The sequence below is a fragment of the Pseudonocardia yuanmonensis genome, from assembly GCF_039542425.1.
GTDB classification, from domain to species: domain Bacteria; phylum Actinomycetota; class Actinomycetes; order Mycobacteriales; family Pseudonocardiaceae; genus Pseudonocardia; species Pseudonocardia yuanmonensis.
Genome location: NZ_BAABIC010000013.1, coordinates 155,922 through 178,929, shown reverse-complemented (window position 1 = coordinate 178,929; position 23,008 = coordinate 155,922). Strand labels below are relative to the sequence as shown.

At 75.7% G+C, this 23,008-nt stretch carries 24 protein-coding genes; 5 read left to right on the top strand and 19 right to left on the bottom strand.

Going from position 1 to position 23,008, the window contains the following annotated elements:
• Positions 1-88: 88 nt before the first annotated feature.
• The 8 genes from alc to ABD990_RS20165 all read right to left on the bottom strand — a co-directional run bounded on the left by alc (position 89) and on the right by ABD990_RS20165 (position 7,064).
• Positions 89-1,321, bottom strand: a complete 1,233-nt coding sequence (gene alc, locus ABD990_RS20200; RefSeq protein ID WP_345382175.1) for an allantoicase — start codon at positions 1,319-1,321, stop codon at positions 89-91.
• Positions 1,322-1,430: 109 nt separating this feature from the next.
• Positions 1,431-2,408: an urease accessory protein UreD gene (locus ABD990_RS20195; RefSeq protein WP_345382174.1), complete on the bottom strand. Its 978-nt coding sequence runs from the start codon at positions 2,406-2,408 to the stop codon at positions 1,431-1,433.
• Between the two features lies 1 nt (position 2,409).
• The gene (ureG, locus tag ABD990_RS20190) at positions 2,410-3,123 is read right to left on the bottom strand and encodes an urease accessory protein UreG (RefSeq protein ID WP_345382173.1); all 714 of its coding nucleotides are present in this window, start codon (positions 3,121-3,123) and stop codon (positions 2,410-2,412) included.
• Positions 3,124-3,167: 44 nt separating this feature from the next.
• The gene (locus ABD990_RS20185; protein ID WP_345382172.1) at positions 3,168-3,920 is read right to left on the bottom strand and encodes an urease accessory protein UreF; all 753 of its coding nucleotides are present in this window, start codon (positions 3,918-3,920) and stop codon (positions 3,168-3,170) included.
• Positions 3,920-5,623, bottom strand: coding sequence for an urease subunit alpha (locus ABD990_RS20180; RefSeq protein ID WP_345382171.1), 1,704 nt, complete (start codon positions 5,621-5,623; stop codon positions 3,920-3,922). Before ABD990_RS20180 ends, ABD990_RS20185 begins: the two co-directional genes overlap by 1 nt.
• Complete coding sequence (locus tag ABD990_RS20175) at positions 5,620-5,994, bottom strand: urease subunit beta (protein WP_345382170.1); 375 nt, start codon at positions 5,992-5,994, stop codon at positions 5,620-5,622. The genes ABD990_RS20180 and ABD990_RS20175 overlap by 4 nt, the downstream gene beginning before the upstream one ends.
• Positions 5,994-6,296 carry an urease subunit gamma gene (locus ABD990_RS20170; protein ID WP_345382169.1) on the bottom strand — a complete coding sequence of 101 codons (303 nt, stop codon included), beginning with the start codon at positions 6,294-6,296 and terminating at the stop codon, positions 5,994-5,996. Before ABD990_RS20170 ends, ABD990_RS20175 begins: the two co-directional genes overlap by 1 nt.
• Positions 6,297-6,377: 81 nt before the next feature.
• Complete coding sequence (locus ABD990_RS20165; protein WP_345382168.1) at positions 6,378-7,064, bottom strand: hypothetical protein; 687 nt, start codon at positions 7,062-7,064, stop codon at positions 6,378-6,380.
• Between the two features lie 44 nt (positions 7,065-7,108).
• On the opposite strand from ABD990_RS20165, the gene ABD990_RS20160 reads away from it, so the two are divergent.
• Positions 7,109-8,389, top strand: coding sequence for an adenylosuccinate synthase (locus tag ABD990_RS20160; RefSeq protein WP_345382167.1), 1,281 nt, complete (start codon positions 7,109-7,111; stop codon positions 8,387-8,389).
• Here ABD990_RS20160 and ABD990_RS20155 read toward each other — a convergent pair.
• Genes ABD990_RS20155 through nth form a run of 5 tightly spaced genes read right to left on the bottom strand, consistent with a single transcriptional unit; the run spans position 8,373 to position 12,137 of the window.
• Positions 8,373-8,792, bottom strand: coding sequence for a PaaI family thioesterase (locus tag ABD990_RS20155; RefSeq protein ID WP_345382166.1), 420 nt, complete (start codon positions 8,790-8,792; stop codon positions 8,373-8,375). The two genes, ABD990_RS20160 and ABD990_RS20155, sit on opposite strands and share 17 nt — an antisense overlap.
• Positions 8,789-9,985 (bottom strand): MarP family serine protease, encoded by a 1,197-nt coding sequence (locus ABD990_RS20150; RefSeq protein WP_345382165.1) that lies wholly within the window; start codon positions 9,983-9,985, stop codon positions 8,789-8,791. Before ABD990_RS20150 ends, ABD990_RS20155 begins: the two co-directional genes overlap by 4 nt.
• A gap of 22 nt (positions 9,986-10,007) precedes the next feature.
• Positions 10,008-10,730 carry an NUDIX hydrolase gene (locus ABD990_RS20145; protein WP_345382164.1) on the bottom strand — a complete coding sequence of 241 codons (723 nt, stop codon included), beginning with the start codon at positions 10,728-10,730 and terminating at the stop codon, positions 10,008-10,010.
• Positions 10,727-11,380 (bottom strand): TlpA family protein disulfide reductase, encoded by a 654-nt coding sequence (locus ABD990_RS20140; RefSeq protein ID WP_345382163.1) that lies wholly within the window; start codon positions 11,378-11,380, stop codon positions 10,727-10,729. The genes ABD990_RS20145 and ABD990_RS20140 overlap by 4 nt, the downstream gene beginning before the upstream one ends.
• A 7-nt stretch (positions 11,381-11,387) precedes the next feature.
• Positions 11,388-12,137 (bottom strand): endonuclease III, encoded by a 750-nt coding sequence (gene nth, locus ABD990_RS20135; protein ID WP_345382209.1) that lies wholly within the window; start codon positions 12,135-12,137, stop codon positions 11,388-11,390.
• Between the two features lie 202 nt (positions 12,138-12,339).
• Between nth and ABD990_RS20130 the strand changes: the two genes are divergently transcribed.
• From ABD990_RS20130 to ABD990_RS20120, 3 genes are all read left to right on the top strand, one after another.
• Positions 12,340-12,588, top strand: coding sequence for a hypothetical protein (locus tag ABD990_RS20130; RefSeq protein ID WP_037041896.1), 249 nt, complete (start codon positions 12,340-12,342; stop codon positions 12,586-12,588).
• A 185-nt stretch (positions 12,589-12,773) separates the two neighbouring features.
• Complete coding sequence (locus ABD990_RS20125) at positions 12,774-13,448, top strand: Crp/Fnr family transcriptional regulator (protein ID WP_232873804.1); 675 nt, start codon at positions 12,774-12,776, stop codon at positions 13,446-13,448.
• A 79-nt stretch (positions 13,449-13,527) separates the two neighbouring features.
• Complete coding sequence (locus tag ABD990_RS20120) at positions 13,528-14,742, top strand: MFS transporter (protein ID WP_345382160.1); 1,215 nt, start codon at positions 13,528-13,530, stop codon at positions 14,740-14,742.
• On the opposite strand, the gene ABD990_RS20115 is transcribed toward ABD990_RS20120, so the two are convergent.
• Positions 14,731-15,522 carry an MBL fold metallo-hydrolase gene (locus ABD990_RS20115; RefSeq protein WP_345382159.1) on the bottom strand — a complete coding sequence of 264 codons (792 nt, stop codon included), beginning with the start codon at positions 15,520-15,522 and terminating at the stop codon, positions 14,731-14,733. The two genes, ABD990_RS20120 and ABD990_RS20115, sit on opposite strands and share 12 nt — an antisense overlap.
• Positions 15,519-16,355, bottom strand: a complete 837-nt coding sequence (locus ABD990_RS20110) for an NUDIX hydrolase (protein ID WP_345382158.1) — start codon at positions 16,353-16,355, stop codon at positions 15,519-15,521. The genes ABD990_RS20115 and ABD990_RS20110 overlap by 4 nt, the downstream gene beginning before the upstream one ends.
• Before the next feature lie 103 nt (positions 16,356-16,458).
• On the opposite strand from ABD990_RS20110, the gene ABD990_RS20105 reads away from it, so the two are divergent.
• Positions 16,459-17,352 carry a Gfo/Idh/MocA family protein gene (locus ABD990_RS20105; RefSeq protein WP_345382156.1) on the top strand — a complete coding sequence of 298 codons (894 nt, stop codon included), beginning with the start codon at positions 16,459-16,461 and terminating at the stop codon, positions 17,350-17,352.
• Positions 17,353-17,429: 77 nt separating this feature from the next.
• Here ABD990_RS20105 and ABD990_RS20100 read toward each other — a convergent pair whose 3' ends face one another.
• The 4 genes from ABD990_RS20100 to sp36 are packed head-to-tail and all read right to left on the bottom strand — an operon-like array spanning position 17,430 to position 22,858.
• A complete protein-coding gene (locus tag ABD990_RS20100) occupies positions 17,430-21,611 on the bottom strand; it encodes a hypothetical protein (RefSeq protein WP_345382155.1) in 4,182 nt (1,393 codons plus the stop codon).
• Positions 21,612-21,630: 19 nt separating this feature from the next.
• Positions 21,631-22,227 carry a hypothetical protein gene (locus ABD990_RS20095; protein WP_345382154.1) on the bottom strand — a complete coding sequence of 199 codons (597 nt, stop codon included), beginning with the start codon at positions 22,225-22,227 and terminating at the stop codon, positions 21,631-21,633.
• Entirely contained in the window at positions 22,227-22,685 is a 459-nt protein-coding gene (locus ABD990_RS20090; protein ID WP_345382153.1) for a RidA family protein, read from the bottom strand. Before ABD990_RS20090 ends, ABD990_RS20095 begins: the two co-directional genes overlap by 1 nt.
• Positions 22,682-22,858 (bottom strand): Sp36 family protein, encoded by a 177-nt coding sequence (sp36, locus tag ABD990_RS20085; protein ID WP_197040498.1) that lies wholly within the window; start codon positions 22,856-22,858, stop codon positions 22,682-22,684. The genes ABD990_RS20090 and sp36 overlap by 4 nt, the downstream gene beginning before the upstream one ends.
• Positions 22,859-23,008 lie beyond the last annotated feature (150 nt).

Genomic DNA, 23,008 nt, shown 5'->3' with positions numbered 1-23,008 from the left:
CCTGCGTCGCGCAGTCGCCCACCCACCGGCGAACGGCGCTCTCGCTCATACCTAGTGAGCGAGAGCGCCGTTCGGGCAGGTGGGGAACCTAGGGACGGCGGGGGGCGAAGGCGTCGAGCAGCTCCTGCGGCCACTCCGAGCCGGGGGCGCGGGCGGCGCGGAGGGCGCCGTTGATCAGCGCGGGGTCGAGGCCGGCACCGGTGAGGGCGTCCCGCAGGTGCATCGGCGGCAGCGCGTCGAGCCAGCGGCCGGCGGCGGTCTCCACGCCGCCGTCCGTCAGCTCGCCGTTGACCCGCAGCCGGGCGAACCCGCCGTCCGGGTAGATGTCGATCTTCAGGTGCGTGACGACCGGCGAGCCGGGCCGGATGCCGAAGCGGTGCGGGGTGTCGGGCCGGACCGTGCGGCGCGGCACGACCGGCGTCCACAGCCGGGACACCAGGGCCTCCGGCGAGATCGGGCCGTCCACCCGGCAGCCGCTGATCTGCACCTCGCCGGGCGCGTTGCCCACGAAGTGGCTGGTGTCGAACTCGATGTCCCGCAGCCGGCTGGGCCCGGCGAGCTGGACGATCACCCAGTCGTTGCCGGAGTCCCGGCGCCGTGCCGTCTCCCAGCCCTCGCCCATCGTGCGCGCGGGCCCGGGGAGCAGCAGGTTGGCCGGCGACGAGAAGAACATGTCCGAGCAGGCCACGACCAGCCCACCGCGGTCCTGCGCGGCCAGGTCGACCGTGCCGTGCAGCAGCCGCGGGTCCACCACCGCCTCGCCGTGGACCCGGAACCGGGCCACTCCGCCGTCGGGATGGATGGTCAGCCGGACGTGCGTCCAGCGGTGCGGGTTCCGGACGTCGTAGACGTTGGCGCGGTCACCCTTGGCCGGCGAGCGCGGCACGAGCGTCTCCCACTCGGCCGCGGCCAGCTCCTTCTCGCCGGGGTAGTCCTCCAGCGCGGTGGCCTCGACCGAGATCTCCGGCGGGTAGTTGCCGCGGAAGTACGACGTGTCGACGACGACGCCGTGCACGATCCCCGGGATGCCCAGCCGCACGATCGCGTGGTCGGACCCGGGCTCGCGGCGGCGGCGGGTCTCCCAGCCGTCGTAGACCTTGCCGCGGTAGCCGAACTCGGTGCGCGGCTGCACCGGACCCGGCATGACGAGGGCGGCGCGATCGGCGAAGAAGTCGTCGTTGGCGGCGACGACGGCTCCGCCCAGGCGCCGGGCGGCGAGGTCCGGCAGCCGGACGAAGTCGGCGTCCATGTCCGGGCCGTCGAGGCGGGTGACCTCCGGCGCGGACCGGGGCCGGGCGGGTCGGGTGTCGGGCCGGCTCATCGGTCTCCTCGTCGCAGCAGCCGGCCGGCCGGTGGGCCGGCCACGTCGGTCGTCGTGCCAAGCAGCGCCGTGATCACCCGGCGAGCGCGGAATGTCTGGTGGAGCTCGGTCACGGCGCCTCCCCGGGTCCGCCTCCCGATGAGCGAACGGCGCTCTCGCTCACACCTACTGAGCGAGCGGCCCGTTCGCCCGGGCAATCGGTGAGCACCTGCATGGTCCAGCCGGGGTGCGCGGCGACGGCCTCGGCGAGCGCACGCTGCGTGCTCACCGCGTCGGGGCCGACGGCGGTGGCGAGGCTCCCGCGCCGCGCGAGCGGGGTGAGCGACCACCAGTCCCCGGCGACCGCCTCCCCGTCGGCGCCCCAGATCAGCACCTCGGTGCCGAGCACCCGGCGTCCGGCGAGATGGGCGGGCGAGGCCTGCAGGACCGGATTGCCCAGCTCCTGGGTCTGGTGGAGCAGTGGAACGGCACGAACGGCGCTCTCGCTCATACCTAGTGAGCGAGCGGCCCGTTCGCCGCTCGGGTCCGGCGGGGCGGGGACGGCCGTGGTGAAGGAGCGGACGGCGCTCTCGCTCATACCTAGTGAGCGAGAGTGCCGTTCACCGGTCTCCTCGACGCGGATGGTGCCCCGGTAGCGCCCACTCGGCTCGTTCGCCCGGCCGCCGACGAGGACCTCGCGGGCCCGCAGCCGGGCGGTCGGGTGGAGCACGGCGTGCAGCAGGGCGTGGTGGTGCGCCCGGGCGGTGATCACCGTCGGCTCGGGGAGGTACTGCAGCGAGGCGTCCTCCGCGAGCGTCACCCGCGTCGTCAGCGCGCTGGGCCGGTCGGTCCCGGGCAGGGCCACCGCCGCCGCCACCCCGGTCAGGACGAGCGCGGCGCCGGGACCGACGCGGACGTCCAGCTCGACGTCGTCGCCCGCCAGGGGGGTGCTCGCCGACCCGACCATGTGCACCGTCACCGCCGGGTCGGTGGCCGCGGCGGTCCCGCGCCGCGGCACGAGCGACAGCGGGGACTGCGACCGCAGCGCGCGCACGACGCTGCGGCCGTCCGCTCCCCGCTCGACGGTCAGGACGGCCCGGGCCCGCATCTCAGGCGGCCACCCGCGCGGCGAGCCGGTCGAGGACCCACGAGCCGACCTCGGTGGCCGACGGGTCCTCGACCAGCGACTGCGTGATCACCGGGAGCTCGCCCCGGATCCGCGTCGCGTCGCCGGTCATCACGTCCATGTCGGCACCGACCAGCGGGGCCAGGTCCGTCTTGTTGATCACCAGCAGGTCGGCGGTGGTGACGCCCGGGCCCCCCTTGCGCGGCACCTTGTCCCCGCCGGCGACGTCGACCACGAAGATCTGCGCGTCGACCAGGCCGCGGCTGAACACCGCGGTGAGGTTGTCGCCGCCGCTCTCCACCAGCACCAGTTCGAGGCCCTGCCCGTCGCGGGAGGCGAAGCGCTCCTCGAGGGTCTCGATGGCGTCGAGGTTGGCCGTGATGTCGTCCCGGATCGCGGTGTGCGGGCAGCAGCCGGTCTGCACGGCCTCGACCCGCTCCGGCGGCAGCACGGCGTTGCGGCGCAGGAAGTCCGCGTCCTCGGTCGTGTAGATGTCGTTCGTCACGACGGCGAGCCGGACCCGCTCGCCCAGGCTGCGGGCCAGTGCGGCGACCAGCGCGGTCTTGCCCGAGCCGACGGGCCCGCCGATCCCGATCCGCAACGCCCGGCCCTGCGCGGGCGGGGCGGCGTGGTGGTCGGGCTCGGTCTCGGTGGGGTCGAAGGAGATCAGGTGGCCGTGACCGTGATCGGCGCTCATGGGCTGCTCCGGAGGCTCGGGGGACGGGGGTGCGGTCCGCTCCGTCAGGAGACGAACAGGCGCACCCGCTCCCGGTGGTGGTGGACGTGGGCCTGCGCCATGAGGTCGAGCACGGGGGCGCTCGGCGCGGGCAGGTCGGACGGGGGCCCTTCGGCCGCGGACACCGCCTCCGCGACGACGGCCTCCAGCGCGGGGCCGAGCCGCACCAGCACGGCGTTGACGGCGAAGGGGTCGAGCCCCAGCAGCCGTACCGCCGCGGACGCGGGCCCGGAGATCGCGAGGTAGGCGACGCAGCGTGCGGCCTCGTCGGCCGGCTCCCCGGCGGCCCCGCACACGGCGCCGACCAGCAGTGGATGGTGCGGCCTGGGGTGCACGGCGACGAGCCCGTCGAGCACGGGCGACGGCCAGGCGGCCTGCACCGCCCGCAACGTCCCCCGCCCCTGCGCCCGCGACGCCTCGCGCTGAGCGAGCGACGGCGTCCGCGCCTCGAGCTCGGCGTCCAGCTCCGCCCACCGTGCGCGGCGATCGCCACTCACAGCGGAAGACGGGCTGGTCAGCGGGGGTCGTGCGCGGGAAGTGCCGCTGGAGGGACAGTTCGCGCTCACGGCGGCGGAGGCCGCGGCGAACCCAGCCGCGACGAGGCCGGCGGTACGCAACCGCCCCAGGAGGAAACCCTCGAGGGAGGCGACGTCCGAGGCGAGGCCCCGCGAGACCGCCTCCTCCAGCCCGCCGGAGTGCACGTGCCCGCCGCCCGGGAAGCGGGCGTCGGCGAGCACGAGGGAGACCAGGCCGGGCATCAGAACAGGAAGTACCGCTGCGCCATCGGCAGCTCGGACACCGGCGCGGGCTCCACGACCGCACCGTCGATCCGGACCTCGAAGCTGTCCGGGTCCACGCGGACCTCGGGCGTCGCGTCGTTGAGCAGCATGGACGCCTTCGTGACGGCGCGGGTGTCGTCGACCGGCACCGCCGCCTTGGCCAGGCCGAGCCCGTCCAGCCCGCCGTCCAGCGCCACCGCCGCCACGAAGTTCAGGGAGGTCGCCGACGCCACGAGCGGCGACGCGCCGAACTGCGGCCGCGCCAGGACCGGCTGCGGGGTGGGGATGGAGGCGTTGGCGTCCCCCATCGCGGCCCAGGCGATGAAGCCGCCCTTGACCACCACGTCCGGCCGCACGCCGAAGAACTTGGGCTCCCACAGCACCAGGTCGGCGAGCTTGCCGACCTCGACCGACCCGACCTGCGAGCCCATCCCGTGCGCGATCGCCGGGTTGATCGTGTACTTCGCGACGTACCGCTGCGCCCGCAGGTTGTCCGCGGGGCCCTCCGGCGCGCCGTGGGCCTCCTTCATCACGTGCGCGGTCTGCCAGGTCCGGATGATCACCTCGCCGATCCGGCCCATGGCCTGCGAGTCCGAGCTCATCATCGAGATGGCGCCCATGTCGTGCAGCAGGTCCTCGGCGGCGATCGTCGTCGGCCGGATGCGGCTCTCGGCGAAGGCCAGGTCCTCGGGCACGGACGGGTTGAGGTGGTGGCAGACCATCAGCATGTCGAGGTGCTCGTCGAGCGTGTTGACGGTGTGCGGCCGGGTCGGGTTGGTCGACGACGGCAGCACGTTCGCCGTGCCGACCACCTCGATGATGTCCGGCGCGTGCCCGCCGCCGGCGCCCTCGGTGTGGAAGGCGTTGATCGAGCGGCCGGCGATGGCCTCGAGCGTCGACTCGAGGAAGCCGGCCTCGTTGAGGGTGTCGGTGTGGATCGCGGCCTGGACCCCGGACTCCTCGCAGACCCGCAGGCAGGCGTCGATCGCGGCGGGCGTGGTGCCCCAGTCCTCGTGCAGCTTGAACCCGCCCGCACCCGCGCGCAGCTGCTCCCACAGCGCGTCGGCGCTGGTCGTGTTGCCCTTGCCCATCAGCAGGACGTTGATCGGCAGATGGTCCAGCGCCTGCAGCATGCGGCCGAGGTTGCGCGGCCCGGGGGTGACGGTCGTGGCCTTGGTGCCCTCCGCCGGCCCGGTGCCGCCGCCGGCCAGCGTGGTGATGCCCGCGGCCAGCGCGGTGTCGACCAGGCCGGGGGTGATGAAGTGGACGTGTGCGTCGATGCCGCCCGCGGTGAGGATCTTGCCGTTGCCGGAGAGGACCTCGGTCGACGGCCCGACCACGACGTCGACGCCGTCCATCGTGTCCGGGTTGCCGGCCTTGCCGATCCCGGTGATCCGGCCGTCCGTCACGGCGACGTCGGCCTTCACCACGCCCCAGTGGTCCAGCACCACCGCGCCGGTGATGACCAGGTCCGGGGCGCCCTCGGCCGAGGTCACGGCGGCCTGGCCCATCGACTCGCGGATCACCTTGCCGCCGCCGAAGAGCACCTCGTCGCCGGAGGCGGGGCCGCGCGAGCGGTCCTCGGTGACCTCGATCAGCAGGTTCGTGTCGGCCAGCCGGATCCGGTCGCCGGTCGTCGGGCCGAAGAGGTCGGCGTAGCGGCCACGCTCGATGCTCGTCACGCCCCGTAGTTCCTCTCGGTCGGCTCGGCGGTGCGGGCGTCGAGCTCGCCCGCGTACTCCGCGCGCAGGCCCGGCACCCGCCGCTTGCCCGCCAGCGGCACGAGCACGACCTCCTTCTCGACGCCCGGCTCGAACCGCACGCTCGTCCCGGCCGGGATGTCGAGGTGGGTGCCCCAGGCGGCGGCGCGGTCGAACGCCAGGCCGGGGTTGACCGCGGCGAAGTGGAAGTGCGAGCCGACCTGCACGGGCCGGTCCCCGGTGTTCGTGACGACGAGCGTGGTCCGCTCCCGGCCCGGGTTCAGCTCCACGGGCTCCGCGCCCGGGACGATCTGCCCGGGGGCCCAGCCCCCGGAGGGTCCGCCGCCCGCCATCAGACGATCGGGGAGTGGACGGTGACGAGCTTGGTGCCGTCGGGGAAGGTGGCCTCGACCTGCACCGAGTCCAGCATCTCGGGGATGCCGTCGAGCACCTGGGCCCGGCCCAGCACCTCGCGCCCGCTGGTCATGAGCTCGGCGACCGTGCGGCCGTCCCGCGCGCCCTCCAGGACGTGCTCGGTGATCAGCGCCACCGCCTCGGGGTAGTTCAGGCGCAGGCCGCGCGACTGCCGCGCCCGCGCCACGTCCGCGGCGACGTGCACGAGGAGCTTGTCGCGCTCCTGGGGGCTCAGATGCATGGCGACAGTTCTACGGCCCGGATGTTTCCGCACCGTTTCGCGTGCCCGACATCCCGCCGCACCCGATTCGATCAGCGCAGGTCAGGGGCGTACGAGGAGCCAGTCCGCGGTGTGTCGGTACCAGGTCCAGCGCGGGGCAGGGCGGGGGTGCGGCACGCCGTCGACCTCGACCCGCGCGCCGGTGGAGCCGATCTGCAGGGCCCGCCCGGTGGCCGCCCGCACCCCTCCACCGGGCAGCGCCGACACGCCACCGGGCCCGGGCACGGCGACGAGCCGGCGCACCCGCCCGCGCAGCACCAGCGTGTTGTCGCAGTACGCCTCGCCCTCCACGTCCCGCAGCACACCGCGCCCGACGAGCACGCCGCCGGCGTCGTCCCGGACCAGCGGCGTGGGCCGCGCGGGCGCGTCGAGGGCGAGGGCCGCCGCGTCCCGCGGGAGCTCCCACGCGAGCGCCGCCGCGGAGCGCCGCACGGCAGGCACGAACGCCACCTCGACGTCCAGCCGGTCCCGCCGCAGCAGCCTGACCAGCACGGAGGCGAGGTCGGCGTCGTCGCCGTGGACGATCAGCCGTTGCGGTGTCCGCTCCGCGAGCACCGGGTCGACGTCGTCCTTGCCGGGTCGCGCGGGCAGCGCGACGGCCGGGACGTGGGCCAGCACGGCGGGCACCCGTCCGAGGCGTGCCGCGGGGCGGCTACCGTGGAACGGGAAACGGCGCACCGGCCTGTCGCCACAGGTCAGCAGCACCAGTTCCTGATCGATCGAAGCCACCTGATCGGTTACCCTCCCGCCGCAAGCCAGGACTGGAGTTTCACATGCCGGCGATCGTGCTGATCGGTGCCCAGTGGGGCGACGAGGGCAAGGGCAAGGCCACCGACCTGCTGGGCGGGTCCGTGCAGTGGGTGGTGCGCTACCAGGGCGGCAACAACGCCGGCCACACCGTCGTGCTGCCCGACGGGCAGGACTTCGCCCTGCACCTCATCCCGTCCGGGATTCTCACCCCCGGGGCCAAGAACGTGATCGGCAACGGGGTGGTGGTCGACCCGGGCGTGCTGCTGGAGGAGCTGGCCGGGCTCGAGAAGCGCGGGGTGGACACCAGCGGGCTCATGATCAGCGCCGACGCGCACCTGATCATGCCGTACCACATCGCCATCGACAAGGTGACCGAGCGCTTCCTGGGCAAGGCCAAGATCGGCACCACGGGCCGCGGCATCGGCCCCGCCTACCAGGACAAGGTGGCCCGCGTCGGCGTCCGGGTGGCGGACGTGCTGGACGAGAAGATCCTGCACCAGAAGGTCGAGGCCGCCCTGGCCTTCAAGAACCAGGTGCTGGTCAAGGTCTACAACCGCCGCGCGCTGGACGTCGACGAGGTCGTGGACACGGTCCTGGCGCAGGCAAACGGCTTCCGGCACCGCATCGCCGACACCCGGCTGCTGCTCAACCAGGCCCTCGAGGCGGGCGAGACGATCCTGCTGGAAGGCTCGCAGGGCACGCTGCTGGACGTCGACCACGGCACCTACCCCTTCGTGACCAGCTCGAACCCCACCGCCGGCGGCGCCGCGGTCGGGTCCGGCATCGGCCCGAACAAGATCGACCGGGTCATCGGCATCCTCAAGGCGTACACCACGCGCGTCGGGTCCGGCCCCTTCCCGACGGAGCTGTTCGACGCCTCCGGCGAGTACCTGCGCAAGACCGGCGGCGAGGTCGGCGTGACCACCGGCCGCCCGCGGCGCTGCGGCTGGTTCGACGCCGTGATCGGCCGCTACGCCCAGCGCGTCAACGGCATCACGGACTTCTTCCTCACCAAGCTCGACGTGCTGTCCTCGCTCGACCGGGTGCCGATCTGCGTGGCGTATGAGGTCGACGGCAAGCGCGTCGACGACATGCCCATGACGCAGACGGACATCCACCACGCCGTGCCGGTGTACGAGGAGATGCCGGGCTGGTTCGAGGACATCTCCGGGGTCCGGGAGTTCGACGACCTGCCGGCCGCCGCGCGGGACTACGTGCACCGGATCGAGGAGCTCACCGGCGCGCCGGTCTCGGCGATCGGTGTCGGGCCGGGCCGGGACCAGACGATCACCCGCGAGGTCTGACCCGCGCCAGGATCACCGAGCCGCGGGCGACCAGCCGGTCGCCCGCGGTGACCCGGCACGTGGTGAACACGGTCCGCCCGCCGATCCGGTCCACGGTCGCGACCAGCTCGATCCACTCGCCGACGTCGACGGGCGCCAGGTAGTCCATCGTCATCGTCACGGTGCTCACCCCGGACCCGTCGGCCATCGCGGCGCGGGCGCCGCGGGAGGCGGCCACGTCCACCGCGGTGGCCAGGAACCCGCCGTGTGCCCGGCCACGGACGTTCGCGTGCTCCGGCCCCACCCGCATGCCGAATGTGTGCTCCGGCGCCTCGGGGCGGTGGTAGAGGCCGCCGAGGTGTTCGACGAACGCCGAGGTGGGCAGGGGCACGAACCCGGCGGGCACGCCGTTCCCGTCCGTCATGCCGCGCAGGAGCCGGTGTCGACGGAGCGGGTGAGGCCCGGGGCGTTCCCGAGCGCCTGCGCCACCTGCGGCGCGGTGAGCACGAAGCCGGTCTCCGAGTCGTCCAGCGCCGCGCCGAACACCACGCCCAGCACCCGGCCGTCCGGCGCGATCATCGGGCCGCCCGAGTTCCCGGACTGCACCTTCGCGCGCACGGTGTAGACGTCCCGGGTCACGGTGTTGGCGTCGTAGATGTCCGGGCCGCGGAGCTGGATGCGGTCGCGCACCTTGCCGGCGGAGATCGTGTACGGGCCGTCGAGCGGGTAGCCGAGGATGATCGCGTCGTCCCCGGGGCTCGCCGGGGCCTGCGCGAAGGTCAGCGGGTCCGCCTCCAGGTCCGGCACGGCCAGCACCGCGACGTCGATCTCCGGGTCGTAGCTGACCACCCGCGCGTCGAGCTGGCGGATGCGGTTCGACGACGTCGTGACCTCGACGGTGGTGTCCGTGGTCCCGGCGACGACGTGGGCGTTCGTCATGACCCGCTGCGGCGCGACGACGAACCCGGTGCCCTCCAGCTGCCGCTGGCAGGACGGCGCCCGCCCGTGCACCTTGAGCACGCTGCCGCGGACCTCGGACACGATCGGCAGGTTGAGCAGCGCCGGGTCCGGCGGCCCGACCTGCTGGATCGGGGTGGCCTGGAAGGGGCTCAGGACGTCCGGGAAGCCGGAGCGGTCGAGCAGCGTGCGCAGCTCGGCCGGCAGCGACCGCGCCTGGTCCGGCATCACCGCGTCGACGCCCTTGAGCACCTCGGACTGGCGCACGCTCGCGGCCAGCCCGGGGAAGCTCGCCGAGGCCAGCGGCAGTGCCACGAGCCAGGCGGCGATCACGACCGTGACGGCCTGGACGACCGCGCCCAGCGTGGAGTCGACCGCGAGGAAGCGCTCGCCGCGGATCCGGTCCCGGATCTTGCGGCCCAGGTACACGCCGAGGGTCTCGCCGAGCGCGACCAGCAGCACCACGATCACGATGCTGACGATGATCCGCGTGGTCTGCGCCTGGATGTCCGCGACCAGGAGCGGGGCGACCCGCACGCCGATGATCGCGCCGCCGAGCACCCCGACGAAGGACAGCAGCGCGACCGCCATCCCGTGCCGCCACCCGGACACCGCCGCGATCAGGGCCAGGACGACGACCGCGACGTCCACCCAGCTCATCGCCCGTCTCCCGGGTTCCGCCTCACGTGCCCGCAGCCTCCTGCCCGCCCTGTCGGCGTCCGTTCCGGTCGCCACCGCGTGCCGAGCGAGCTGCCGACCACGCCGCGCCCAGGTCCAGGACCCGGGACTCGTCCCAGGGATGCGCCCATCCCGCGCGATCCAACAGGCCGGACAATAGGCCCCCGGTGAAACCCCACACGAGCACCCCCGCCACCAGGAAGGCCGGGCCGCGGTGCCCGCTGGGGTGAGCCACGGTGATGCGGTTGGCCGGGTCGACGAGGTCGGCCACCGGCACCCGCACGACGGTCGCGGTCTCGGCCGGGTCCGCCGCGTGCACCGCGCTCGGCTCGGCCCAGTACGCCAGCACCGGGGTGACCACGAAGCCCGACGGCGGGATGAACAGCTCGGGCAGCAGGGCCAGCGGGACGACGCCCGCGGGGTCCAGCCCGGTCTCCTCCTCCGCCTCGCGCAGCGCGGCGCCGAGCGGGCCGGCGTCGCCGGGGTCGATCCGGCCGCCGGGGAAGGCCACCTGACCGGCGTGGTTGCGCAGCGTCGAGGCGCGCTCGACGAGCAGCACGTCCGGCCCCTGCGGGCCCTCGCCGAACAGCATCAGCACGGCGGCCCGCGGTCCGCCCGCGGGCGGGGGGACGCGGTGGGGGGCGAGGTCGTAGGCCTCGACGCTGTCGAGCGAGCCCAGCAGCGGCTCCAGGAAGGCGGGCGCCGCCTCCGGGTGCACGTCGGTCATGAGGACAGCTTGCCCACCGCCGCGGCCACGTCGTCGGCCGACCCGAAGGGGACGGGCGGGTCGACCCGCGCGACCGACCCGTCCGCCCGCACGACGTAGCTGGCCGGGATGGCCGGCGGCACGGCCAGCGCGGCGCGCAGCGCACCGTCCGGGTCGGTGACCGAGGGCAGCCGGACGCCGAGCTCCGCGAGCAGCGCGAGCGCGGCCTCGTCCGTGTCCTGGATGTCGACCAGCAGTACGGGCACGGCGCCGGGCCGGGCCGCGTACTCGGCGATCGCGGGCAGCTCCTCCCGGCACGGCGCGCACCACGAGGCCCACACGTTGACCAGCGCCGGGCGCCCGGCGAGCGCGCCCCCGACGTCGACCGGGGTTCCGTCGGCCAGGCAGGGCGCGGTGACGCCGGCGAGCGGCCCCGCCCCGCCCGTGCCCGACGGGCAGGCCGGCAGCGCCGCCGCCGCGCGCAGCCCGGCGAGCCGGGCGGGATCGGGCGCGGCGGTCGCGCTCGCGGTGCCGCCGGACGAGGGCTCCGACGGTGCCTGGTCGCGCGGCCAGAGCGCGACCACCCCGATCACCACCAGCACCAGCACGACCGCCGTGCTGACCAGCTCCGACCGGTGCCGGCGCAGCGTGGCCCGCGGCCCCTCGCTCATCTCCCGCTCACTCCCCGCCGAGTCCCGCCAGCTGCAGCAGGTGGGGCGCCTCCGGGCCCTTGACCAGCTTCCCCGCCGCGACCGGGTCCGTGGGCCCGAGGCCGAACGACGGGCAGTCCATCGCCAGCGTGCACGCGCCGCAGGCCGGCTTCTTGGCGTGGCAGACCCGGCGCCCGTGGAAGATCACGTAGTGCGAGGCCATGGTCCAGTCCTTCTTCGGGATCAGGGCGCCGACCTCGTGCTCGACCTTGACCGGGTCCTCCTCGGCGGTCCAGCCCCAGCGGCGGACCAGCCGGCCGAAGTGGGTGTCCACCGTGATGCCGGGGACGCCGAACGCGTTGCCCAGGATGACGTTCGCGGTCTTCCGGCCGATTCCCGGCAGGGTGACGAGATCGTCCAGGTTCCCCGGCACCTCGCCGTCGAACCGCTCGACCAGCGCGGCACCCAGGCCCATGAGCGCGGTGGCCTTGTTGCGGTAGAAGCCGGTCTGCCGGACGTACTCCCCCAGCTCCGTGCGGTCGGCGCCGGCGTAGTCGGCCGCGGTGCGGTAGCGCGCGAACAGCGCCGGGCTGATCTCGTTGACCTTCTTGTCCGTGGACTGGGCGGAGAGGATGGTCGCGACGGCGAGCTCGAGCGGGTTCGTGAAGTCCAGCTCGCAGTGCGCATCGGGATACGCGACGGCGAGCGCCCGCAGGATGCGGCCGACCCGCCGGGCGCGGCCGATCGCGCTCTCGCCGGCGGCGATCCGCGCGGACAGCTTCGCGACCTCACGGCTGGTGGGACGCCGGAGTGTGGTGGTCACACGGCGAGACTACGGCCGCGCACCGACAACCCCGGGCGCGGTACGCAGCGTGACGGTTCGTTGCTGCAGGTGGCGGGTCTCGATCGCGCATCGATCCCGACACGCGGGGGCCCCGGTGCGGCCGGCACCCCGGGGGTGCGCCATCATCGACGGTGACATGACTGCCTGGTTAGCCGTCCTCGTGCCGCTCCTGGTGATGTTCTTCGCGCTCGGCATGGAGCGCGTGGAGTCCCGGATGCGGGAGTCCACCGTGCGGCAGGACGAGCTCGACGAGCTGCTCGAGCGTCCCCGCCCCGACGAGGTGCGGGCCCTGTTCCGGCAGGGCACCGTCCGTGCGCTGGAGCTGTTCCGGCTGCGCAACCGGGGCGGGAGGCGCGGGACACGCCGGAGTAAAGTCTCCTCGTAGCCCGTTCGGCCCGAGAGGGTCGGAGGGGAGGGGGGCCGAACGGGTCGGTCCGCGGTGCCTGGGTACCCCAATCCGGGCATGGTGTTCACACGTCGTCTCGTCACACTGTGCGGAGCGACCCCCTAGACTGGCGCGCCGATGATCCGCTGCGTGGCTGCGGCGGATGTGGACGAGGAGCAGGTGTTGTGGACGATGTTCTGATCCGGGCAGGGATCTTCCAGGGTGTGGAGCCGCACGCCGCCGAGGTGCTGGCCCAGACCCTGGAGCCCGTCGAGTTCCCGCGTGGGCACGTCATCTTCAGCGAGGGCGAGCCGGGCGACCGGCTCTACATCATCGCCAGCGGCAAGGTCAAGATCGGCCGGAAGTCCCCCGACGGCCGCGAGAACCTGCTGATGGTCGCCGGCCCGTCGGACATGTTCGGCGAGCTGTCGATCTTCGACCCGGGTCCGCGCACCTCGTCGGCCACCTCGGTCACCGAGGTCCGCGCCTACACGATGGACCGCGCCGCGCTGCGCGAGTGGATCGGCAAGCGTCCGGAGATCGCCGAGCAGCTGCTGCGTGTGCTGGCCCGCCGGCTGCGGCGCACCAACAACATGCTCGCGGACCTGATCTTCACGGACGTGCCCGGCCGCGTCGCCAAGTCGCTGCTGCAGCTGGCCCGGCAGTTCGGGTCGCAGGAGTCCGGCCTGCTCCGCGTCACGCACGACCTGACCCAGGAGGAGATCGCCCAGCTCGTCGGCGCCTCCCGCGAGACGGTCAACAAGGCGCTGGCGGACTTCGCCCACCGCGGCTGGCTGCGGCTCGAGGGCAAGAGCGTGCTGATCCTGGAGCCCGAGCGGCTCGCCCGCCGGGCCCGCTAGAACCACCTCCGGCCACCTCCGCGGTGGCGTGCGGCAATCGACTGGTACGGCCGTACCAGAATGTGCGATCCTCGACGGCGTGTCCGTCTCGCTCGCCGACTACCGCGCCGCCGTCCGCGCACCCGGGGCGACCGTGCCCGTCCTCACCTCCGCGGTGGGGCGCTTCCCGGTCGCCATGTTCAGCTTCGCCACGCTGCTCTACGTGCAGCGCGAGTCCGGGTCGTTCGCGGTGGCCGGTGCCGTCTCGGCGGGCTCGCTGGTCGGCGTCGCGCTCGGGTCAGTGCTGCAGGGCCGGCTGATGGACCGGCGCGGGCCGTCGGGCGTGCTGCTGACCGTCGCCACCCTGTTCGCGCTCGGTGCGGGCGGGCTCGTCGCGGCCATCGAGACGCGGGCCGCGCTGCCGGTCGTCGTCGCGGTCGCCCTGTTCACCGGGCTCACCATGCCCGCCATGCCGGGCGCCTCCCGGGCCCTGTGGGAGCGGCTGGTGCCGACCGGGCCGCGCCGCGAGGCCGCGTACAGCTACGAGGCGATCAGCCTCGAGGTCTTCTTCATCCTCGGGCCCGGCGTGGCCGCGCTGCTGGCCTCCACGCCCTGGTCCGGGACCGGCACGGCGACGGCCGTCGTCGCGACCGTCGTCGGGACGGTGGGGTTCGCGCTGAGCGGGCCCGTGCGGGGCAGCCGGCCGCTCCCGTCGACCGGGGCCTCCCTGTGGGGGGCGATCGCCAGCCCCGGCATGCGGACGATCGCGCTGGCCGGGCTGGGGTTCGGGCTGGTCGTCGGCGCCGTCGAGGTCGGGGTGCCCGCGGTCGCGGCGGACCGCGGCGAGCCGTGGCTGGGCGGCGCGCTGCTGTCGGCCTGGTCGGTCACGTCCGTCCTGGTCGGCGTGCTGTACGGGATGCGGCCCTGGCCCCGGGCGCTGCACCTGCGGATGCCGGTGCTGGTCGCCGGGTTCGGCGTGCTCGTGCTGGCGATGTGGCTCGCGGGCGCGGCGGGCTCGCTCCTGCTGCTGGTGATCGCGATGCTGGCCGCGGGCGGGCTGATCACGCCGCAGACAACCGGGCACTCGCTCGTCATCGAGATCGTGGCGCCCCGCGGCGCGGCCACCGAGGCCTTCGGATGGGTGGTCACGGCGATCACCGTGGGGGCCGCCGTCGGGCAGTCCCTGGCCGGGCTCGTCGTCGAGGCGGCCGGGGCGTCCGCGGCCTTCCTCGCCGGCGGCGCGGCCGGGGTGGTCGTCGGCGCCGTGCTCTGGGCCCGACGGCGGACGATCGAGGGGACGCCCTCAGCCGCGTAGGTAGTCCAGCTGGGCCTTCACCGAGAGCTCCGCGGCGTCCCACAGCCGCTGGTCGACGTCCGCGTACACGACCTCGACCACCTGCCGGGGCGTCGCGTCCTCCGGCAGCGTGCGCAGGGCCTCGCGGACCTGGTCGAGGCGCTGGTGGCGGTGCTCGCGGTAGTACTTCGCGACGGTCGCGGCGTCGGGCAGCTCGGGGCCGTGGCCGGTCAGCACGGTGGTGCCGGGCGGCAGGTCGGCGTACCAGTCCAGCGAGGAGAGGTACGGGGCGAGCGCGCCGTCCGGGTGCGCGATCACGGTGGTGCCGTGGCCGAGGATCATGTCGCCGGCCAGCAGCGGGGGCGGGCCCTCGCCCGGGCCGTCGACCAGGAAGGACGTCGAGTCCGACGTGTGTCCCGGCGTCGCCACCACGCGCAGCTCCAGCCCGGCCGCGGCCACGACGTCGCCGTCGGCCAGCGCCTCGGAGCCCAGCACAAGGCTCGGGTCCAGGGCCTGCACCGGCGCCTTCGTGAGCTCGGCGAGCCGGCGGGCGGCGCCGCAGTGGTCGTGGTGCCGGTGGGTCAGCAGGATCCGGGCCACCGGACCCTGCGCGGTCACCCGCTGCAGATGCTCCTCGTCGTCCGCCTCGCCGGGGTCGACGACGATGCACTCCCTCACCCCGGGCGCCCGCAGGACCCAGGTGTTGGTGCCCTCGAGCGTCATCGGGCCGGGGTTGTTCTGCAGCAGCACCGAGACGAGCGGCGTGACCTCGCGGAGCTCGCCGTATGCCGGGGCGGTCACGCCGACCGCGCCGGCGCGAACCGGTGCTCGGAGCCGTCCGGGAGGATGATGTACCGGACGCCCTCCTCGTCCTTGCGGAACTTCGGGTGCACCGGGGTCAGGTCGCGGCCGGCGCAACCGGCCAGCGCCTCGGCCGTGGTGTCGAAGGCGGTGAGGTCGCGCAGCGAGAGCAGGGTCGGCGGCATCAGGGTCATCTCGCCGACGTCGAACGCCTCCAGCGCCGCGGCGGGGTGCCACCAGGTGGCCTCGACGGCCTCGGTCGTGTGCGCGTCGGCCTCCTGGCCGGCCGGCATCCCCGCGACGAAGAAGATCGTGTCGTAGCGGCGGCCCTCCTGCGGCGGGGTCACCCAGTGCGCCCAGCTGCGCAGCAGGTCCGAGCGCAGCACGTAGCCCGAGTCGACCAGGACCTGGGCCAGCGAGATCGAGTGCTCGACGAGCTGCTTGCGCCACAGCGGGGCCTGCGCGGTGAGGGAGCCGGGCTCGCCGCCGGGCGGGCCGGCGAGCAGGACGCCGGTCTCCTCGAACACCTCGCGCACGGCTGCGGACACCGCCAGTCCCGCGACCTCCGGCGTCACGCCGATCAGCTCGGCCCACTCGGTGGGGTCGGGGCCCGCCCAGCGCTCGGCGTCGGGCACGTCCGAGGGGTCGACGCTGCCGCCCGGGAACACGGTCATGCCCCCCGCGAAGGCCATCTGCTTCACCCTGCGCTGCAGGAAGACCTGCAGCGGGGCGCGACCGGGCGGGGGCGCCGGGTCGTCACGCAGCAGCAGCACGGTCGCGGCCGGCTTCGGCTGCGCGACTCCGTCGGTCGTGTTGTCCCCGGCGACGCTCACGTCCGGACCTTAACCCGGCGGGCCCACCGAGCCGGGCGTGAAGATGCCCACCCCTCGTCGCCCGACCGGCCGTCGCGGGCGGCCCGCCCGGCAGGATGGGGGCGTGGACCAGCTGCGCGTCGGACTCGTCGGGGGTGGGCCGTGGGCCCGCTCCGTGCACGCCCCCGCCCTCGCCGCCCACCCCGGGGTGGAGCTCGCGGGCGTCTGGACCCGGCGGGCGGAGCCGGCCCGGGAGATCACGGCGGTGCACGGCGGCACCGCCTTCGCCGAGTTCGACGAGCTGCTCGAGGAGGTCGACGCCGTCGCCTTCGCCGTGCCGCCCGCGGTGCAGGGCGCGCTCGTGGTGCCCGCGGCCGCCGCCGGGAAGCACGTGATCCTGGACAAGCCGCTCGCCGAGAGCCTGCCCGCCGCCGAGCACGCCGCGGCCGCGATCGCGGAGGCCGGCGTCTGCTCGACGACCGTGTTCACCCTGCGCTTCCACCCGCCGGTCCGCGCGTGGCTCGCCGGTCTCCCGGCGGGCCCGGCCGACGCCGACACCACGGCCACCGCCCGCTGGCTCTCCGGGGCGCTGCTCGGCGGCCCGTACTCGGCGTCGGCGTGGCGGGCCGAGCGCGGTGCGCTGCTGGACATCGGCCCGCACCTGGTCGAGCTGCTCGACGCGGCGCTCGGCGAGGTCGTCGCGGTCGAGTTCGCGCACGGGGGCGAGCCGGATCTGTGGCGGGTCGGGCTGCGGCACGTCGGCGGCGCGCGCAGCACGCTGACGCTCTCGCTCGCGATGCCCGTCGACCCCACCGAGATGGAGGTGACGGCCTTCGGTTCGGTCGGGCGGCACGTGCTCACCGACCGGCCCTCCGACGCCACGGTCTCCTACGTCGCCCTGCTCGACGAGCTGCTCGACGCGATCGCCGGCGGCCGCGCGGACGGACCGTTCTCCGCCGCCCGCAGCCTGCACGTGCAGCGGGTGCTCGCCCGGGCGGAGGAGCTGGCGCGGGAGTAGGACCTGCGGTCCCGGTGGGACGTGAGCGCTGTTCCGGGGTCCGGCAACAGCGCTCACGTCCCACTCGACCGCCCTGCTCAGCCCGGGAGATCCGGCGGCCCGTAGGGGCCGGAGCCGTTGCGACGCTCGGGCGCGGACTCCCGCACCGCCAGCTCCTGCTGCAGCAGGCGCAACAGGTCCTGCTCGCGACTGGAGAGCGAGGAGTACGTCTCCGGAACCGAGCCGTTCTCCTGCGGCACGGGGCTCTGCGGAGCGTCCTCGGCGTCGCCGTGCGGTTCGTCGTCGGCGCGGTCCCGGGCCGGACCCGGACCGGCTCCGAAGGGATCGTCCGGACGGCTCGGCGGCACCTCCCCGGGACCGAACAGCCCGCTGACGGGCTGGTCGGAGGTCCGGCGGATGCGCGGGATGGTGCGCGGCACCGGCCGGGGCGGCGGCAAGCCCTCCGAGCGGTCCGAGGGGCCGTCCCCGGATCCCGGCGCGGGGTCCGGGGTGGGGCCGGCGTCGGAGGCGAAGTTCCACGGGTCGGGCTCCGCGTCGTCCGGACGGTGCCGTGCCCGGCGACGGCCACCCGGCACGGGGCGGATCGTCGGCACACCGTCCTTGGCCGCCCGACGGCCGGTGGGGGCGTCGTCGTCCGGCGCGGCCGTGGCGTCGATCGCCTCGGCCCCCGTGCTCTCGTCCACGGCCGACGGGTCGGCGCCGGGCCGGGGGCCCGGGGCGTGGTCGGTCGCGAGCGGGCCGGGCGAGGCGCCGGACCCGGAGTCCGGGGTGCTGTCCTCCTCCGACGGACGACCGACCCCGCGGGTGGCCGATCCGCCGTCGGGCCGGGGGGCGGTGTCGCTCGGCCCGCGGGGCTCGGTGGCCTCGTTCGAGCCGGTCGCGGCACGGTCCGAGCCCAGCGGGTCGAACGGGTCGATGCGCAGGGGGCTCTCGGTCGGGTCGGCGACGTCGGCGTGCCGGTCCTCGGCCGCCGCCCCGGCCGGCCGGTCCACGTCGGCCGTCGGGCTGCTCGACGGCGCGTGCGGCGGGAACGGCCGGGGATCGGCCGAGCCAGCGGGGCCCGAGGTGTCGGTCGGGCGTTCCGCCGGCTCGGCGGGTGCCACGGCGGGGCGACGACCGATCTGCGGGTGGGCCGTCCCGTTCGTCGGCCCGAGGGGCTCGACGGCGCGGTCCGGCGCGCCCGCGTTCCCCGGCGGGCCGTTCGCTTCTGCGAGGCCGGCGCCATCCGGGAGGCCGCGCGTGTCGTTCGACGGCCTGGGCAGGCTCGCGCCGCCCGTGACGCCGAAGGTGTCGTTCGCCTCGGTGCGGCGCCTCGGCTCCCCCGCGTCGCCGAAGGGCGAGCCCGGTCGGCTGCCGGCCTCGGGCCCGCCGTTCGTGCGGTCCGGTCCGTCAGCGTCGCCCCGGTCGCCCGTGCCCAGCGGGTCGCTTGCCGGACGACGGCCCGGGCCGCCGAAGCCCGCCGAGTCCCCGAACGGGAAGCGCATGCGGCCTTCCGCGTCGGGCGACCCCGACCGCGAGTCACCCGCTGCCTCGGTCCCGCCGCGCTCGGCCGGGCTCGTCGCGTCGGCTGCCCGGCGGCGGCCGGGGCTGCCGGACCCTTCCGGGTCGCCGAGCAGCGAGCCACCTCGGCTCGTGTCAGGGGAGATGCCGGGCGCGCCGCCGGTGCGGTCCTGGGCGTCGTCGGCGTCGCCCTGGGCGGCCGTGCTCGGCGCCTCGGGCGCCCGACGACGGGCCCCACCGCGGAAGCCGGCCGGATCGTCGAAGGGTGCGGCCGGTCGGCCGCCCGTGTCGGGCGTCCCGCTGATCGTGCCGCTGGTGCGGTCCGGTGCGCCGGGGTCGCCCTGGGCGGTGGTGCCGGCCGCCCGACGGCGGCCGGCACCACCGAAGTCCGCCGCGTCGCCGAGGAGCGAGGGCAGGCCGGTGTGCGCGACGGACGGGGAGCGCCCCGTCGTGGGGTCCTCCGGGTCGGCGGTGCTCAGCGGGTGAGGCGCGTCCGGTGCTCCGGCGGTCTGCCCGGGGCGGCGACGCCTGTCGCCCTCCTCCGGCTCGCCCCCTGGACGGTCGGACGTGATCGCGAAGCCGTCCCTGCCGGCTGACGGGGCGCCTGTGCAGGAGCCCGGCTCCGGGCGAGGGCCGTCCTCGCCGGACTTGCCCGACTCGCCCGCGTCGTCGCTCGGGTTCGCCCGGTCGCCGTCCCTGCGGCCGTCCTCGGGCGGAGCCTCGGACGGGCCCGATGCGCGGACGTCGCCGGACGAGCCGGCCAGACCCGCGTCCGCCGAGCCGTCCTGCGGTCGCCCCGTGGGATCGGTGGTGTCCGTGTGCTGCGCGCGCGGTGCCGTCGGGTCGGCGACCGGCGCGGTGCGACCGGAGCCCTCACCGCCGGCCGCGGCCCGGCCGGCAGCGGGAAGCTCCGAGGAGGGCCGGCGGTCCGGCATCGCCCAGGCACCCGACGTCCAGTCCCGCGTCCACTCCGCAGCAGGCTCGCGCCGCGGCTCCTCGGCGCGGCGCCGACGGCCTCCTGCCGGCGCGTCCGCCGTGTCGCCCCGATCCTCGCCGGTGGAGTCGGGCTCGGTGGAGTCGGGCTCGACGGAGCTCGGGACCTCCGGGCCGACGGCGGGCGGGCCCTGCGGCGGGGTGAGCCCGACGACCGGAACGGGGCCGGTCTCGGCGCGGTCGAGCCGGGCGTCGAGCAGGGGCTCGCGCAGGGGTCCGCTCAGCGGGTCCCGCATCGCCGCGAGGACGGGCGGGTCCCCCTCCTCGGACTCGTCCCGGGAGGCGGGCCAGGGCACGGCCGGGGTCGGGAGGGACTCGTCGGCGCGCACGACCGGGGTCGGACGCGTGACCGGCGCCTGGCGCGGTCCGCTCGGCGGTTCGTGGCCCGGCGCGGCCGGCACCACGCTCAGCGTGGGACCCGAGCGGCGGGAGCCGGGCGTGCGCGTGCGCTCGAAGGGTGTGGTCCGCGGCTCGTCCTCCGGCGGAACCGTCTCCACCGGTCCGAGCGGTGGCCGAGGGCCCTCGGGAGCCGGGCGGGGGCCGGGGCTCGGGACCGGGCGCGGGCGGTCCGCCTGGCTGCCGGAGACGTCGGGAAGGGCGGCCGCCGGGCGCGCCTCGGGATCACCCGCGCCCCCGTCCGGACGCGGACGCAACGGCCGGAACGCCGCCGGCGGCTGCGAGGTCTCCAGGGGGCGGCCGAGCGCCGGGTGCGGCATCGGCGGCCGGGTGCCCGGGTCCACGGAGGCCTGCCGGGGGGACGGGGAAGGCCGTGGCGAGACGTCGGTCGCACCGTGGGCGGGCCGGGACCCGTCGGCACCGACCGACCCCTCACCGGGCACGCCGGCCTCGGTCGTCGGCCCGGTCGTCCTCGCCGCCGAGACCTCACCGAGCGGCACGGGCCCGACGCCGGGACCTGCACCGCCGTCAGAACCCGCCGCAACAGAACCCGCGGCAGCACCAGGCCCCGCAGCCCCAGGCCCCGCAGCCCCAGGCCCCGCAGCACCCGGACCCGCAGCACCCGGACCCGCAGCACCCGGACCCGCGGCACCCGGACCCGCGGCACCCGGACCCACGGCACCCGGACCCACGGCACCCGGACCCACGGCACCCGGACCCGCAGCACCCGGACCCACGGCACCCGGACCCGCGGCAGCACCGGGACCACCGGCCCCGACCCGCCCACCGACGACCTCCCGCGCCCGCTCCAGCGCCGCGCGCTGGTAGGCCGGGAGCGCGTCCGCGGGCGTGTACGCCTCCACCGACGCCGGCAGGCCCGAGCGGGTCAGGTGCGCCCCGAGCCGGTACGACACCACCTCGGGTGCGATCCCCGGCCCGGCCAGCTCCACCAGCACCACCGGGTGCGGCAGCGGACCGGGCGCGGCACCGGCCGGCGTCAACCGCCAGGTCACCCGGACCGTCGAGCCGGGCGGCGGGGAGGTGAGCAGCTCGGCGAGCCGCTCGTCGGCGCCGGCCGGGCCCGCGCCGAAGACGTGTCGGGTGCCGTCGAGCGTGCCGGCGGCGGGGCCGAGCAGGGCCTCGGCGTCGAGCTCGAGGCCGCGCCACCGGGCCAGGTCGACGACCTCGGACCGCAGCGGGGCGGGGAGCGCGGTGCGGTCGGCGACCAGGGTCGCGACGAGGATCTCCAGCGCCTGCGGCTCTTCGCCGATCGCGACGAGCTCGCGCGCGGTGGCCAGCAGGTCGTCGTCGACCCGGCCGGCCAGGGCCAGCAGCAGGTGGTGCGTGCTCGGGACAGGTGGGGCCGTCATCGGGCCCTCCTTCTTTCGGTCAGCTCGCGCCGGAGGTCGCCGGCGTCGCGCTCTCGATCTCGGTGCCGGGCCGCGTCCAGACGGAGCGGGACCCGACGATGGCGGCCTGGTGGTAGGCGGGCGGCTCCAGCCCGGTGGGGAGCACCTCGACGCACGGCGTCCGGTCCCCGTGCACCCGGAGCAGCCGTTGCAGGGTGCCGGTGAGCTCCCAGGCGCGCTCGGCGCCCAGGACGAGGAGCACCCGCTGCTCGCCCCGCCGGCCGCGCCTCGCGTGCCGCAGCTCCTGCGTGCCGGGGTGCCCGGCCACCACGGCCAGGGCACCCAGCACGGGGAGGTCGGGCAGCTCCGGGCCCGCCGCGAACGCCGGATGGGGAGCGTCCGGCGTGTGCAGCGGGAGGACGGCGTCGACCAGGCGGTTCTCGCCCGCCGCGGCGGCGAGCAGGGTGCGCTCGGCGTCCGTGACGCCGACGCGGTTGCGCAGCAGGGCGCGCGGCAGCAGCGCTCCGACCGGCGCCGCGGCACCGGCGGCGAGCCAGTCCCGCAGCCGCCAGAGGACGTCGTCCGGCAGACGTCCGGCCAGCCGGACGAGCAGCTCGTGGGCCGCTGCCGGGTCCACTACGCGACCTCGACGATCAGCTCGACCTCCACCGGCGCGTCGATCGGCAGCTCGGCGACGCCGACGGCGGAGCGGGCGTGCGTCCCGGAGTCGCCGAACACCTCGGCGAGCAGGTCCGATGCGCCGTTGACCACCCCGGGCTGCCCGCCGAAGCCCGGCGCCGAGGCGACGAACCCGACGACCTTGACCACGCCCTTGACGTTGTCCAGGCCGACCAGCCCGTCGACGGCGGCGAGCGCGTTGAGCGCGCAGATCCGGGCGAGGTCCCTCGCCTCCTCGGGCGTGACCTCCGCGCCGACCTTGCCGGTCTTGGGCAGCTTCCCGTCGACGAAGGGCACCTGCCCCGCGGTGAAGACGAGCGAGCCGGACGCCTTGGCCGGGATGTACGAGCCGGCGGGCGCCGCGACGGCGGGCAGCTCGAGGCCGAGCTCGGCCAGCCGCTGTGTGGGTCTCGTCACGACTGCTGCACCGGGCGCTTGAAGAACGCGATCAGGTTCTCCGGCGTGGCACCGGGGACGACCGAGACCAGCTCCCAGCCGTCCCGGCCGAAGTTGTCGAGGATCGCCTTGGTGTTGTGGATCAGCAGCGGGGCGTTCAGGTATTCCCACCTGGTGACGGCCGGGGAGGTCATGGGCCGGGACTGTAGCCCGGCGCCGTCACCCGGTAGCGGGTCGGACGGCCCGGTCTGCGACGAGCGGACGTCCCCGGAGGGACCGGCGGGGAGCGGGCACGTGACGCCCGTCGGTTGAGCGGGCCGCTCGCCGCACCGCTCCGTACGCTG

Bases quoted from the DNA above. Each gene is read 5' to 3' on its own strand.
- alc (WP_345382175.1), bottom strand. From the start codon at position 1,321: ATGAGCCGGCCCGACACCCGACCCGCCCGGCCCCGGTCCGCGCCGGAG.
- ABD990_RS20195 (WP_345382174.1), bottom strand. From the start codon at position 2,408: ATGCGGGCCCGGGCCGTCCTGACCGTCGAGCGGGGAGCGGACGGCCGC.
- ureG (WP_345382173.1), bottom strand. From the start codon at position 3,123: ATGAGCGCCGATCACGGTCACGGCCACCTGATCTCCTTCGACCCCACC.
- ABD990_RS20185 (WP_345382172.1), bottom strand. From the start codon at position 3,920: ATGCCCGGCCTGGTCTCCCTCGTGCTCGCCGACGCCCGCTTCCCGGGC.
- ABD990_RS20175 (WP_345382170.1), bottom strand. From the start codon at position 5,994: ATGGCGGGCGGCGGACCCTCCGGGGGCTGGGCCCCCGGGCAGATCGTC.
- ABD990_RS20170 (WP_345382169.1), bottom strand. From the start codon at position 6,296: ATGCATCTGAGCCCCCAGGAGCGCGACAAGCTCCTCGTGCACGTCGCC.
- ABD990_RS20160 (WP_345382167.1), top strand. From the start codon at position 7,109: ATGCCGGCGATCGTGCTGATCGGTGCCCAGTGGGGCGACGAGGGCAAG.
- ABD990_RS20155 (WP_345382166.1), bottom strand. From the start codon at position 8,792: ATGACGGACGGGAACGGCGTGCCCGCCGGGTTCGTGCCCCTGCCCACC.
- ABD990_RS20150 (WP_345382165.1), bottom strand. From the start codon at position 9,985: ATGAGCTGGGTGGACGTCGCGGTCGTCGTCCTGGCCCTGATCGCGGCG.
- ABD990_RS20145 (WP_345382164.1), bottom strand. From the start codon at position 10,730: ATGACCGACGTGCACCCGGAGGCGGCGCCCGCCTTCCTGGAGCCGCTG.
- ABD990_RS20140 (WP_345382163.1), bottom strand. From the start codon at position 11,380: ATGAGCGAGGGGCCGCGGGCCACGCTGCGCCGGCACCGGTCGGAGCTG.
- ABD990_RS20130 (WP_037041896.1), top strand. From the start codon at position 12,340: ATGACTGCCTGGTTAGCCGTCCTCGTGCCGCTCCTGGTGATGTTCTTC.
- ABD990_RS20100 (WP_345382155.1), bottom strand. From the start codon at position 21,611: ATGACGGCCCCACCTGTCCCGAGCACGCACCACCTGCTGCTGGCCCTG.
- sp36 (WP_197040498.1), bottom strand. From the start codon at position 22,858: ATGACCTCCCCGGCCGTCACCAGGTGGGAATACCTGAACGCCCCGCTG.